The 13,383-nt window shown below is 65.3% G+C and carries 11 protein-coding genes; 5 read left to right on the top strand and 6 right to left on the bottom strand.

All coding sequences use genetic code 11. The features are described 5' to 3' along the window. Window position 1 precedes the first annotated feature (1 nt). The 3 genes from BM382_RS03755 to BM382_RS03745 are packed head-to-tail and all read left to right on the top strand — an operon-like array spanning window position 2 to window position 3,913. On the top strand, window positions 2–892 hold the full coding sequence (locus tag BM382_RS03755) for a MaoC family dehydratase (protein WP_011061230.1): 891 nt from the start codon (window positions 2–4) through the stop codon (window positions 890–892). Next, window positions 892–2,190: an acetyl-CoA C-acetyltransferase gene (locus BM382_RS03750; protein ID WP_011061231.1), complete on the top strand. Its 1,299-nt coding sequence runs from the start codon at window positions 892–894 to the stop codon at window positions 2,188–2,190. The genes BM382_RS03755 and BM382_RS03750 overlap by 1 nt, the downstream gene beginning before the upstream one ends. 19 nt (window positions 2,191–2,209) lie before the next feature. Then, complete coding sequence (locus BM382_RS03745) at window positions 2,210–3,913, top strand: long-chain-fatty-acid--CoA ligase (protein ID WP_015635569.1); 1,704 nt, start codon at window positions 2,210–2,212, stop codon at window positions 3,911–3,913. A gap of 81 nt (window positions 3,914–3,994) precedes the next feature. Here the strand turns inward: BM382_RS03745 and BM382_RS03740 are convergent, their stop codons facing one another. Genes BM382_RS03740 through BM382_RS03725 form a run of 4 tightly spaced genes read right to left on the bottom strand, consistent with a single transcriptional unit; the run spans window position 3,995 to window position 8,663 of the window. Beyond that, the gene (locus BM382_RS03740; RefSeq protein ID WP_015635570.1) at window positions 3,995–5,290 is read right to left on the bottom strand and encodes an efflux RND transporter periplasmic adaptor subunit; all 1,296 of its coding nucleotides are present in this window, start codon (window positions 5,288–5,290) and stop codon (window positions 3,995–3,997) included. After that, on the bottom strand, window positions 5,280–6,770 hold the full coding sequence (locus tag BM382_RS03735) for a TolC family protein (RefSeq protein WP_011061234.1): 1,491 nt from the start codon (window positions 6,768–6,770) through the stop codon (window positions 5,280–5,282). Before BM382_RS03735 ends, BM382_RS03740 begins: the two co-directional genes overlap by 11 nt. Further along, the gene (locus tag BM382_RS03730) at window positions 6,763–7,962 is read right to left on the bottom strand and encodes an ABC transporter permease (RefSeq protein ID WP_072441890.1); all 1,200 of its coding nucleotides are present in this window, start codon (window positions 7,960–7,962) and stop codon (window positions 6,763–6,765) included. Before BM382_RS03730 ends, BM382_RS03735 begins: the two co-directional genes overlap by 8 nt. After that, window positions 7,959–8,663: an ABC transporter ATP-binding protein gene (locus tag BM382_RS03725; RefSeq protein WP_011061236.1), complete on the bottom strand. Its 705-nt coding sequence runs from the start codon at window positions 8,661–8,663 to the stop codon at window positions 7,959–7,961. Before BM382_RS03725 ends, BM382_RS03730 begins: the two co-directional genes overlap by 4 nt. Window positions 8,664–9,018: 355 nt before the next feature. Between BM382_RS03725 and BM382_RS03720 the strand changes: the two genes are divergently transcribed. Both BM382_RS03720 and BM382_RS03715 read left to right on the top strand, forming a co-directional pair. Then, window positions 9,019–9,762: a TetR/AcrR family transcriptional regulator gene (locus tag BM382_RS03720; protein WP_011061237.1), complete on the top strand. Its 744-nt coding sequence runs from the start codon at window positions 9,019–9,021 to the stop codon at window positions 9,760–9,762. Window positions 9,763–9,884: 122 nt separating this feature from the next. Next, on the top strand, window positions 9,885–10,832 hold the full coding sequence (locus BM382_RS03715; protein ID WP_065364020.1) for an alpha/beta fold hydrolase: 948 nt from the start codon (window positions 9,885–9,887) through the stop codon (window positions 10,830–10,832). Between the two features lie 118 nt (window positions 10,833–10,950). Here the strand turns inward: BM382_RS03715 and BM382_RS03710 are convergent, their stop codons facing one another. Together BM382_RS03710 and BM382_RS03705 are read right to left on the bottom strand one after the other, a co-directional pair. Then, window positions 10,951–12,264: an NAD(P)/FAD-dependent oxidoreductase gene (locus tag BM382_RS03710; protein ID WP_065364021.1), complete on the bottom strand. Its 1,314-nt coding sequence runs from the start codon at window positions 12,262–12,264 to the stop codon at window positions 10,951–10,953. Then, a complete protein-coding gene (locus tag BM382_RS03705; protein WP_015635574.1) occupies window positions 12,261–13,349 on the bottom strand; it encodes a polyamine ABC transporter substrate-binding protein in 1,089 nt (362 codons plus the stop codon). The genes BM382_RS03710 and BM382_RS03705 overlap by 4 nt, the downstream gene beginning before the upstream one ends. Window positions 13,350–13,383 lie beyond the last annotated feature (34 nt).

Here is a 13,383-nt window from a genome sequence, read left to right as displayed (position 1 = left end):
CATGAATGCTGATACCGCAATTCGCATCATCGAGCCGCCGCCCTCCCGGGGGCAGCTGCTTTACGACGGCATCCGCAGCCTGCGCAAGCCCAAGCCGGACGCCGCGCCCCAACTGCCGACGGAGCGCCTGGTGCGCCCGGCGGTAGAGCTCAAGGCCGACGAAATAGCCCGCTACGCCCGGGCCTGCGGCTTTCGCCGGGAACATGGGGTGCCGCTGGCGTTTCCCCACACCCTGGCGTTCCCGCTGCACCTGTTGCTGCTGACCCGCCCGACGTTTCCCTATCCGGCCAGCGGCATGGTCCACCTGGCCAACCGCATCCGCCAGTACCAACGGCTGGAGGAGGGCCAGGCCCTGCGCCTGGAAGTGTTCGCCGAGCGTTGGTTGGCCCATCCCAAGGGCCAGGCCCTGTCGATTGCCACCCGTGCCCACAGCGGTGGCAGCCTGGTCTGGGAAAGCGACAGCCTGTACCTGCGCCGCGGTGTAGCCGGGCCCATCGGCGAGCCCTGGGAGGGCTCGTTGCAATGGGATGAGCAGGCCTTGGTGCGCACTCAGCGCTGGAGCCTGGGGGGCGACCTGGGCCGCCGCTTTGCCCAGGTCAGCGGCGACTTCAACCCGATCCATACCTCATGGCTGGGCGCCCGGCTGTTCGGCTTCCGCCGGCCCATTGCCCACGGCATGTGGACCCTGGGCCGGGCCCTGGCGGCCCAGCAACCGCCCCATCCTCTGGCGGCAGCCCAGCTGGACTGCGAGTTCAAGCTGCCGATCTTCCTGCCGGCGGCGGTGACCCTGTGGAATCGCCTGCCGGACGGCCCGCGCCATGAGTTCGAAGTGCGCAACAACGCGGGGGACAAGCCCCACATGCGCGGTCTATTTATCTGGGGAGCTCGTTGATGGCTGAGTACAGTTTCAATCCGGCGCCGGTACGCCGGGTGGCGATCCTGGGCGGTAACCGGATTCCGTTCGCCCGTTCCAACACGGTATATGCCAATGACAGCAACCAGGACCTGCTGGTGGCGGCGTTGCAGGGCCTGGTGGATCGCTACGGCCTGTCGGGCCAGCGCCTGGGGGAGTTCGCCGCGGGGGCGGTGATCAAGCATTCGCGGGATTTCAACCTGGCCCGGGAAAGTCTCTTGTCCACCACCCTGTCGCCGCAGACCCCGGCCTATGACCTGCAGCAGGCCTGCGGCACCGGGCTTGAGGCGGCGCTGCTGGTGGCCAACAAGATCGCCCTGGGGCAGATCGAAGTGGGCATTGCCGGGGGCGCCGACACCACCTCCGACGCGCCCATCGGCATTAACGAAGGCCTGCGCCGCACCTTGCTCCAGGCCAATCGCGCCAAGGGCACCGGCAACAAGCTGCGCAGCCTGCTCAAGGTGCGCCCGGGGATGTTCTTCAAGCCGTTGCTGCCACGCAACGGCGAGCCGCGCACCGGGCTGTCCATGGGCGAGCACTGCGAAGAAATGGCCAAGCGCTGGCAGATCAAGCGCCTGGCCCAGGATGAACTGGCCCTCACCAGCCACCACCAGTTGAATGCGGCCTACCAGCGCGGCTTCTTCGATGACCTGATCACCCCGTACCGCGGCCTGAAACGCGATAACAACCTGCGGGCCGACGCGAGCCTGGAGAAGCTCGCCGGCCTGGGTCCGGCCTACGACCGGCACAACGGCACCCTGACCGCCGGCAACTCGACCCCGCTCACCGATGGCGCCTCGGTGGTGCTGCTGGCCAGCGAAGACTGGGCGGCGGCCAACAACCTGCCGGTGCTGGCCTACCTGCGTACCGGGGAAACCGCCGCGGTGAACTTTGTCGACGGCAGTGAAGGGCTGCTGATGGCCCCGGCCTATGCCGTGCCGCGCATGCTCGCCCGGGAGGGCCTGAGCCTGGAGGATTTCGACTTCTACGAGATCCACGAAGCCTTTGCCGCCCAGGTGCTGTGCACCCTCAAGGCCTGGGAGGACGCTGATTACTGCCGGGACAAGCTCGGCCTCGACGGACCGCTGGGCAGCATCGAGCGCAGCAAGCTCAACGTCAACGGCGGCTCCCTGGGCTGCGGGCATCCGTTCGCCGCCACCGGTGGGCGGCAACTGGCGACCCTGGCCAAGGCGATCCATGAGCGCGGCGGCGGCCGCGGGCTGATTTCCATCTGTGCAGCAGGCGGGCTGGGCGTAACCGCCATCGTCGAAAAATAAAATAACAAGGAGACTGCCAATGAGTGTCGTGAGCCTGCAACCCGTCGAGCGTATCTGGCTGAACGCTTACCTGCCGGGAGTGCCCAGCGATATCGAAGCCGAGATCGACCGTTACCCGTCGCTGCGGGAAGTGTTCCTCGAACACGTGGACAAGTATCGCCAACGGGTGGCCTATGTGAGCATCGGCACCGAGATGGGCTACGACCTGTGGGAGAAGCGGGTATTCGCTTTCGCCGCCTGGTTGCAGTCCAAGGGGGTGAAGAAGGGCGACCGGGTGGCGTTGATGATGCCCAACTGCCTGCAATACCCGATCTGCCTGTTCGGCACCCTGCTGGTGGGGGCCGTGGTGGTCAACGTCAACCCGCTGTACACGGCTCACGAACTGCGGCACCTGCTCAAGGACAGCGGCGCCGAGACCGTGGTGATCTTCGAGAATTTCGCCCACACCCTGGAACAGGCGATGCCGGGCAGCCAATTGAAGAACATCGTGGTGGCCGCCATCGGTGACCTGCTGGGCACCTTCAAGGGCGCAGCCCTGAACTTCGCCTTGCGCCATGTGCAAAAGCAGGTGCCGAAATTCAACCTGCCGGGGGCCATCCGCTTTCCGGCGATGATGAAGCTGGCCAGCGTGCTGGAGCACCGCCCGGTGGAACTCAAGCAGGACGACATCGCCTTCCTGCAATACACCGGCGGCACCACCGGCGATGCCAAGGGCGCCATGCTCACGCACCGCAACATCCTCGCCAACCTGATGCAGGCCAAGGCCTGGGTCGGTGACCAGCTGGACGAGAACCAGCAGGAAACCAACGTCACCCTGTTGCCGCTGTACCACGTGCTGTCGCTGACGGTGAACTGCCTGATGTTCATGTGCCTGGGCGGGCGCAACATCCTCATCGCCAACCCGCGTGATGTGAAACGGGTGCAGATGATCCTGCGCAAGGAAAAGTTCAGCGGCATCGTCGGGGTCAACACCCTGTTCAATGGCCTGCTGGAGAACGAAGAGTTTCGCGGCCGGGATTTCTCCGACCTGAAGCTGGCGATTGCGGGCGGCATGGCCACCCACACCTCAGTGGCCCGGCGCTGGAAGGAAGTCACCGGGGTGCCGATCATCGAAGGCTACGGCCTGACCGAGTGCTCGCCGGTGGTGAGCATCAGCCCGATCGACATTGCGCGCATGCGCGAAGGCGATTTCACCGGGACCATCGGCGTACCGCTGCCTTCGACCTGGGTGCGCTTCGTGCGCGAGGACGGCCAACTGGCCGAGCTGGGCGAGGAGGGCGAGCTGCAGGTACGCGGGCCGCAGGTGATGAAGGGCTACTGGCAGCGCCCGGAGGAAACCGCCAAGGTTCTGGACCGCCACGGCTGGCTGTCCACCGGGGATGTCGGGGTGATGAACGAGCAGGGCTTCATTCGCCTGGTGGACCGCAAGAAGGACATGATCCTGGTCTCCGGTTTCAACGTGTACCCCAACGAGATCGAGGATGTGGTGGCCCTGCACCCCGGGGTGGCGGAAGTGGCGGCGATTGGCGTCGAGGATGATGTGACCGGCGAGAAAGTGAAGATCTTCGTCGTGCGCAAGGACCCGGCGCTGACCCAGGACCAGTTGCTGGCCCACTGCCGGGAATACCTCACCGGCTACAAAGTGCCGCGCTATGTAGAGTTCCGTACCCAAGAGCTGCCCAAGACCACCGTGGGCAAAGTCCTGCGCCGCGCCCTGCGCTGACCCGCAGGAGCCGGCTTGCCGGCGAAGAGGCCCCTGGGCCTTGCGCCGTTCCCAAGGGCGCCTTCGCTGGCAGGCCAGCGCCTACAAGGCGTTGGGCAGGCGGACCTGGCCCGGTTGCAGGCCAAACACTTCCACGCCCTCCGGGGTCGATTGGCCCACGGTCACCGGCACCCGCTGGCCTGGTTGATCGGCCGTTGCCCGGTATTCCACGCTCATGCCGTCGGCGTCGCGCTGGATCGCCGCAGGCGGCAGCACGATGGCCTGGTCGTTGCGGTAGGTGACGATAGTCAGCCGCGCGCTCATGCCCAGGCGCACCCGTTGCAGTTGTTCGCGGCTGAGCTTGGGCACCGACAGGGTCACCGGGAATTGCGCTCCGGCACCTGCGGTTTCGTTGGGCAGGGCCAGGCTGCTGACGATATCCACCACGCCTTCCAGGCGTTCACCATCAAAGCCGTCACCGAGAATTTCCACGCGCTGCCCCTGGTGCAGTTGGTTGATGTCCAGCTCCGACACCTTGCTGACGATCTTCAGCTGTTCGATGTTGGCCAGGCCGAACAGCACTTGCCCCGGGCTCAGGCGTGAACCGGTCTGCACCGGACCGTTGGCGGCACCGGCGGTGTTCGGGCCCGCGCCACCATTGGGTGGCGGCACCACGATGCCGGCAAAGGGGGCGACCACGTTCTTGTGCTCCAGCAGCTTGCGCAGGGCGTCGTACTTGACCGTGGCGTTGGTCAACTCCATTTCGGCAATCTGCCGGTATTCCCCTGTGCCCTGGTTCAGCGCCTGCTGCAATTCACTCTGGGCGGCGGCCAGGTCCAGGCGCTGCATCTGTGCCTGTTGCTCCTGATCGTTGAGCTCGTTGCGCGGAATGATTCCGCGCTGGAACAGGTTCTGGCTTTCCCGCAGCTTGCGTTCGGTATTGGCCAGGGACATCTGCGAGTTGCGCAGGGTACGGCGGGCCCGGGTGACCACGGCGCCGTTGTTCCAGTCCTGCAGCTCCTGGACGGTGCGGCGGGCCTTGAGCAAGGTGGAAAGGGCTTCGCGCGACTGGATCTCCACCAGCCCCGGGTCCATCTGCAAAAGGACCTGGCCGGCCTCTACGCGCTGGCCCTGTTCCACCAGGCTGGCCTGCACATTGCCTTCGAACGGGGCGGTGAGGACCACGGTCTTTTGGGGTTCGATCTTGCCCACCAGGCCGATCTGGTGAGTCAGTACCGTGCCTTGCACGCTGACCCAGCGGGCCTCGCTGGCCGGAGTGCTGGCGGGGGACTGGAGGGTGACCAGGGCAGCGGCGCCCACGGCGAGGGCGACGGCCAGGGCCAGCGCTTGCAGGGTATGGCGACGGCGCTTGCTCGCCTGCGGCTTGTCAGAAGTCATTGAGCGCAATGTCCCAGCTCTCCAAAGTCATGCCCAGGGTCAGGTCCAGTTGCGTCTGGGCGTTCAGGTAGGCGATCAGCGCATTGAGCCGGGCATTCTCGGCGTTGCGCAGGTCACCCTCGAAACTCAGCACCTGGAAGTTGCTGGAACGGCCGGCACTGAGCTTTTCCCGTTCGATGTCCAGCTTGCGCTTGGACAGTTCGCTGGCGCGCTGGGCAATCTCGTACTGGCGCCAGCGGGTGCCCAGGTCGCGCACCACGTTGTTGACGTCACGCTCCAGCACCTGGCGGGCATCGGCCAGGAGGATTTCCTGGTTCTCCACATTGACCCGGGCGTGGACCTCGGCCTGGCGGGTACTCAGGTCGCCAATGGGAATCTGCACCTGGACCCCGGCGTAGCTGTCCCAGCGCCGGTCCGAACCGTTGCTGGTGTCATTGTCATAGCGGCTGCGGGTCTGGTTGGCCCCGGCCACCAGGGATACGTCCCAGCGCGACTGGTCCTTGGCGATCACCAGGTTCAGATCGGCCTGCTGGCTGCCCAGCAGGGTAGCCAGGTATTCGGGCTGCTGGATCTGCGCAAGGCGCAGGGCCTCGCGCTGGTCGATGCTGATCTTGGCCGCCTGCAGGGCCTCGCTGGCGTGGATCCGGCTGGACATGTCCAGGGCCAGCAGACGCAGCAGCGACAGGCGGTTGACGTCCACCTGGTTGCGCGCTTCCTCCACCCCCAGCTCCTGGCTGGCGATGTCGGCTTCGGTCTGCACGATCTCGAACTCGGCCATGCGCCCGGCGCTGATCAGCGCGCGGTTGACTTCCAGCAGGGCATTGGCGCGCTTGAGGGCTTCCTGGGCGATGGTCAGCTGTTCCTGGGAACGCAGCAGCTCGCGGTAGGTGGTAATGATCGCGGTGATGGTCTGGGCGACCCCGGCCTTGAGGTTGAGGCGGTTGCTTTGTTCGGTGATGCGCGCCAGGCGCAACGGCGCGGTGGTCACGTCCCAGCCGGCGCCGCGCAGCAATGGCTGGATGATCGCCAGGTCCAGGCCGTCGCTGCGCTGGCGGCCGGCCCGATCGGCTTTGTTCAGGTCCTGGATCCAGGCCATGCTCAGGCGCGTGCCGTACTCGCTCAACAGGCTGGTGGCCGGGGCCATGTTGAGGTTCTGCGTGGTGTCGCTGCTGCCCCGGGTGGTGCGGTAGTTGCCGGTGATCAGCAGCTTGGGGTTGAACACATCCTCGGCCACCCGCAGGTCGAACTTCTGCGCCACCCGCTGCAGGTACGAACTGCGGATGCTGCGGTTGTTGCGCAAGCCCAGGTAGACCGCGTCCCCCAGGGTCAGGTCGGTGACCTGCTGGCTGAGCAGGGCGCTGCGCGAGTAGTCGCTGCGCATGGTGGGAGCGGAAGGGCGATCCACCCGCTCATCGGCGCTGAGCGCCGGCAAGTACAAAAGGCACAGGCAGGCGAGTGTTCGCAGGCGCCAGTCATTCATCGCGCAACGCCTCCACCGGTTGCAGTCTGGATGCCGAAATGGCCGGGTACAGGCCGAAAAACAGGCCCACCAGCAGGGTGCTCCCGATCCCCAGCGGCAGTGCGGCTCCCGCCAGGGAGAAGTGCCAGCCGGACATCCGGGCGTAGATAAAGGCCGAGGCGACCCCCAGTATCGCCCCCGACAGGGCGCCGACTGCGGTCAGGCTGACCGCCTCCAGCAGGAACAGGTTGCGGATGTCCTTTTGCCGGGCGCCCAGGGCCATGCGGATGCCGATCTCGCGGCGGCGCTCCGAGACATTCATCAGCATCACGTTCATCACCCCCACGCCACCCCCCACCAGGGAAATGCCGCCCAGGGCCATCAGCAGGTAGCCAAAGGTGCGGCTCTGCCGGGTCATGCCGTCGATGATCTGCTGCGGTACCTGCACTTCCACCTCACGTCCGCGCAGGATCTTTTTCAAGGCCTGGGTCATGGCGGCGGCGACCTGCTCCATGTTCTGGCCACCGGCGACCCGGGTCACCACGTTGTCGATCTGTGGCGAAGGGAAAATCCGCCGCATGCTGCCCTGGGGCAGGAACACCGAGTCATTGGCCTGGATTGGAACCAGCACCGCGCTGGGCTGGTTCTGCAGGATACCTATGACCAGGAACAGGTAGTCGTTGATCCGCACCCGGTCCCCCAGTTGCAGCGGGGCCCCGGCGGCGCCCAGGGTCTGAGCCACCTGATGGCCGACCACCGCATAGATTTCGTTCTGATCGAAGTCCGAGAGAAAGCGCCCCTCACGCAACTGCAGGCGCATGGCCGGCGCCAGCTCGGCGGTCGCGCCCACCACGCTGGCGTTGGCGGAGCGGCCATTGCGAATAAGCGTGGCGCTGAGCAACACCGTCGGGGCAATGTTGACCAGGCTAGGCACCGCCTGGCTCAGCGCCCGGGTGTCCAGGGCCGCGGGCAGCGGCGTGCGGCTGTCGGCGCTGGCGGGAAAGCGGGCCACCAGGGTGTCGGTGCCCATGTTCTGGAAGATCGCCGCGGCGTCCTCGGCGGCGTTGTGGCCGATGTTGATCAGTGCCACCACCGAGGAACTGCCGATGACGATGCCCAGCAGGGCCAGGATCGAACGCTTGCCCAGGGTGCGCAGGCTGACGAAGGCTTCGTGCAGCAACTGGCTGGCGCTTTGCTCGACCTTGAGGCTCATGCCGGGCAGACCTCCTGCACCACGCCATTGGTGACACGGATCTGCCGTTCCAGGCGCTGGGCGATATTGGGGTCGTGGGTGACGATGATCAGGGTCACCCGGCGCTCGCGGTTCAGCGCCAGCAGCAGGTCCATGATGTCCTGGGCAGTGTGGCTGTCGAGGTTGCCGGTGGGTTCGTCGGCGAGGATCACCGAGGGTTCGCCCACCAGGGCCCGGGCGATCGCCACCCGCTGGCGCTGGCCGCCGGAAAGGTCCGCCGGGCGGTGGTCGGCGCGTTGCCCGAGGCCTACCTGGTCGAGCATGTGCATGGCCCGCTCCAGGGAATCACGCCGGGCCACGCCGCGGTAGCTCAGGGGCAGGGCGACGTTGTCCAGGGCGCTGAGACGCGGCAGCAGGTTGAAGCTCTGGAACACGAAGCCGATCTGCTGGTTGCGGATCGCCGCCAACTGGTCGGGGCTGGCGCGGAAGATATCGTGGCCGGCAAAGTGGTAGTCGCCGCTGTCGGGCAGATCCAGCAGGCCGAGAATGTTCAGCAGGGTACTTTTGCCGGAACCGGAGGCACCCAGGATGGCGCAGCTTTCACCGGCGTCGATGCAAAGGGAGACGTTCTTGAGAATGTGGAGCGGTTGCTCCGCCAGCCGATAGCTCTTGCCTATGCCCTGCAGGGAGATAAAACCTTGCTCGATTATCGTCTCTGTCATCGCTTACCGCGCCGGCTGGCTCGACTGGCTGCTTGAACAACCACGGGGCGCAGGGATCACGCAACAGGGGTATTCAGGGGCAGGGCCAAGCTCTGGTTTTATTTATTATTTTAAAAACATTGTTTGAATAGTAACTGCGTTCATCCTGCCACGCCAGCTGTCTGAACCGGGTAATTGAGGGCTTTTTCCAGGTTTTTTTGCGGAGAAACCCGTGGGTCACAAAAAGGCCGGTGGCCACCGTGACGGTCCCTCGGGCGCTTGCTTTTAGGGCTTCTCGCAGGTATAAAAAATCAAATTTTTTTTTAAAACACTGTTCGAACGGTCAGTTTTTCATCCCAGCAAAGGTTAGTCCTCCATGGTCGCCAAGAAACTCAGTGCCCCCAATGTCACCAAGACCCGACTGCTGGAAGCGACCGAGGCATTATTTATCAAGTACGGCTACGACGCGGTGCTGCTGCGCCAGATCACCGAGCGGGCCAAGGTCAACCTGGCGGCGGTGAACTACCACTTCGGCGACAAGGATTCGCTGATGAAGGCCCTGTTGATGCAGCGCCTGGGGCCACTCAATGATCAGCGCCTGGAACTGCTGGCCAAGTGCGAGGAACAGGCCGAGGGCCCGCTGGACTGCGAAACCCTGCTGGGGGTGCTGTTCGCCCCGGCCATGGGCCTTGAGCGCAGCGACGAGAGTGGCGGCGTGGAAGGGCGCTCGTTCATTCGCTTCCTTGGCCGGGTCTACAGTGATACTTCGCCCTTTATCCAGGAATACCTCAAGGAGCATTACCAGCCGGTGTTCGAGCGCTTCTTCAAGGCCTTTGCCCTGGCTTTGCCGGACCTGCCGCGCAACGAGCTGGGGGTGCGCCTGCAATTTGCCCTCAAGGCAATTTCCGGCGTCATGGCCGGCACCGAGCTGCGCCTGCTGATGCAGGCCATGAGCCTTGGACGCCCGGCCACCGATGCTGAAGTCATGGCCAAGCTCATCAGCCTGGTGTCGGCAGCGATTCGCGCCCCCATGCAGGACCCCGATTCCGAGCAGGCCCTGGAGAAAGTCCTCGATACCCAGCGCCTGATCCGTCAGCAATCCCATTCCCTGGCCGGCTGATTCCCGGCTGAGCCGCCCGGCCCCGACAGCGCAGCAGGATCATTCGGAGCGTCAATGATTCTCGGGGCAGGTGCCCACATCTGCTAGGTTCTGCTCCTTGCATCTGCCTTGGAGCATTCGCCATGAGTTCCTCCCAACAGCATGTTCTGGCCGTCAACGGCATCGAACTCAGTGTGCGGGTCAGCGGCCCGGAACACGGGCAGCCGGTATGGCTGCTGCACGGTTTTCCCGAGTGCTGGCATTCCTGGCGCCATCAAGTGCCGGCCCTGGTGGCAGCGGGGTTCCGGGTGTTCGTCCCGGAAATGCGTGGCTATGGCCGCAGCTCGGCTCCCGAGGCGGTGCAGGCCTACGACCTGCTGACCCTGTGCGCCGATATCCAGCAGGCCATGCACGCCTTCGGCCAGCAGCGGGTGTGCATCGTCGGCCACGACTGGGGCGCCCCCGTGGCCTGGCACCTGGCGCTGCTGGAGCCGCAGCGGGTGGCGGCGCTGGTGACCCTGTCGGTGCCCTTTGCCGGGCGGCCGAAACGCCCGGCCAGCGAGATCATGCGCCAGGTGCACGGCGAGCATTTCAACTACATCCTCTACTTCCAGCAGCCGGGAGTGGCCGAGGTGGAACTGGACGCCGATATAGACGCCAGCCTGCGCCTGTTCATGGGCAATGTCGGTGCATTGCTGCAACCCAAGCCGGCCGATGCCCGGTTGTTCGACGGGGTGACGGTGCCCGCAGGGTTGCCGCAGTGGTGCAGCGAGGAGGATTTCCAGGCCTATCGCCAGACCTTCGCCGGGCGCGGCTTTCGCGGTGCCCTGAACTGGTACCGCAATTTCGAGCGGACCTGGAAGCGCACCGAGTTCCTGGCCGATGCCCAGGTCCAGCAACCGACCTTGTTCCTGCTGGGCGACCAGGACCCGGTGGGTGTACTGGAAGCCCATACCCTCAAGCGCATGCCGGGCAAGGTGGCGGACCTTGAGCAGCACCTGCTGGCGGACTGCGGGCACTGGATCCAGAACGAACGGCCGCAGCAGGTCAATGCCCTGTTGCTGGATTTCCTGCAGCGCCGGTTCACCTAGGGAGCCCGCCGCCCCGTAGGAGCTGGCGTGCCAGCGAACGCGCCAGCAGGTGCGGCGCAAGGTGTTCGCCGGCAAGCCGGCTGCTACGAGGCCGGGTGGTGCCAGCGAAGGGGGCCGATCAACCGAGCATTTCCCGCATCCGGTGCCAGAGCATGCCCAGGGCCAGCAGTGGTGCCCGCAGGGCCGGGCCGCCGGGGAAGGTCATGTGCGGCACGCCGCTGAACACGTCCAGGCCGCGACTGTGGCCGGCATGGATGGCTTCGGCCAGTAGCCGCGCAGTCCAGTGGGTGACGTTCAGGCCATGCCCGGAATAGCCCTGGGCGTAGTACACATTGGGGTAATGCGACAGGCGCCCGACCTGGGGGAAGCGATTGGCGGTGATACCGATCTTGCCGCCCCACTGGAAGTCGATCGCCACATCCTGCAACTGCGGGAAGACCTTGAGCATCTTGGGTCGCATGTAGCCGGCAATATCCGCCGGATCACGCCCCGAATAGTGGCAGGCACCGCCGAACAGCAAGCGCCGGTCCGCGGTCAGTCGGTAGTAGTCCAGGCCGACTTTCTGGTCGCACAGCGCCAGGTTGTCCGGGATCAGTTGCCTGGCCCGGGCCTCGGCCAGCGGCTCGGTGGTGATGATGTAGCTGCCCGCCGGCAGCACCTTGCCACTGAGCCGCGGCTCGAGGTCTTCCAGGTGGGCATTGCAGGCCAGCACCAGGTGCCCGGCAGTGACGGTGCCGGTTGCGCAGCGCACCTTCACACTGTCGCCGTGGGTCAGTTCCAGCACCGGGCTCTGCTCGAAGATCCTTACCCCCAGGGACGCTGCCAGCCGCGCTTCGCCCAGCACCAGCTTGAGCGGGTGCAAGTGCCCAGAGCCCATGTCCACCAGCCCCCCGGCATACACCGAGGAGGCCACCACCTGCTGCATGTCCTGGGGCGCCACCAGCCGAGTGGGGTGGCGGTAGCCCAGCCTGACCAGGCTGTCCTGCTCGGCCTGGAAGGCGGCGAACTGGGCCGGGGTGTTGGCCAGCTCACAGAAGCCCCAGCGCAGGTCGCAGTCGATGGCATGTTCGCTGATGCGCTGGCGTACCACCTCCACCGAGTCGATGCCGGCCTGCTCGAGGTATTTCACCCCTTCCTGGCCGACGTAGCGGGCAAAGCCTGTGACCTCGTGGCCAATGCCGCGGATCAGTTGGCCGCCGTTGCGCCCGCTGGCGCCCCAGCCGATGCGCCGGGCTTCCAGGAGGATCACCGAGAGCCCGCGCCGGGCCAGCTCGATGGCGGTGTTGACCCCGGTGAAACCGCCGCCGATCACGCAGACGTCGGCGCTCGGTTGGCCCTCCAGCGATGGGTAGCCGGGCAGGCTGCCGGCCGAGGCGGCGTAGTAGGAGCGGGCATGCCCGTTGGCGCTGCCCGAAAGGTTTGGCTGAATCATTTGTTGGACTTCACTTTGCTCCAGGAGCGGGTCATCAAGCGCATGATGGCCGGCGACTGGGTGGTGGAGATGTACAGCTTGTCGAGCACGGCCTGAGGTGGATAGACCTCGGGGTTGTTCACCAGGTCGGCCTCCATGTACTGCTGGGAAGCCGGGTTGGGGTTGGCGTAGCCGACATAGGCGCTGACCTTGGCGATCACTTGCGGGTCCAGCAGGTAGTTGATGAAGGCGTGGGCTTCCTTGACGTTGCCGGCATCGGCGGGAATCGCCAGCAGGTCGAACCACAGGTTGCTGCCTTCCTTGGGAATCGAATAGGCGATGTTCACCCCGTTCTTGGCTTCCTTGGCCCGGTTGGCGGCCTGGAACACGTCGCCGGAGTAACCGAAGGCGATGCAGATATCACCGTTGGCCAGGTCCGAAACGTACTTGGAGGAGTGGAAGTAGGTGATGTAGGGGCGCAGGGTCAGCAGCTTGGCCTCGGCCTTCTTGTAGTCCTCGGGGTTCTCGCTGCGCGGGTCCAGGCCCAGGTAGTTGAGCACCGCCGGGAACACTTCATCCGGCGAGTCCATCATCGACACCCCGCACTGCTGCAGCTTCTTGAGGTTCTCAGGCTCCAGCAGCACCGCCCAGGAGTCGATGTGGTCGATGCCCAGTACCTGCTTGACCTTGTCGACGTTGTAGCCGATGCCGTTGGTGCCCCAGAGGTAGGGCACCGAGTACTGGTTGCCGGGGTCGTTCTGCTCCAGCAGGGCCAGCAGCTTGGGGTCCAGGTTCTTCCAGTTGGGCAACTGCGAGCGGTCGAGCTTGAGGAACGCGCCGGCCTTCACCTGGCGCGCCAGGAAGTGGTTGGAGGGCACTACCACGTCGTAGCCGGTGCGCCCGGCCAGCAGTTTGCCCTCCAGGGTTTCGTTGGAGTCGAAGACGTCGTAGATCACCTTGACTCCGGTCTTGCCCTGGAAGTCGGCGAGGGTGGTCTGGCCGATGTAGTCGGTCCAGTTGTACACGCTGACACTGGGTTGTGCCTGGACGGCGGTGCTGCACAAGACCGCCAATGCTGCCGGGACCACTGCTTTCAAAAGACGCATATCGACACCTCTTCGGGTTGTTTTTGTTGATTGC

Source organism: Pseudomonas sp. NFPP25 (assembly GCF_900116505.1).
In the GTDB taxonomy this organism is placed as follows: domain Bacteria; phylum Pseudomonadota; class Gammaproteobacteria; order Pseudomonadales; family Pseudomonadaceae; genus Aquipseudomonas; species Aquipseudomonas protegens.
This window is presented reverse-complemented; position numbering and strand designations above follow the sequence as displayed.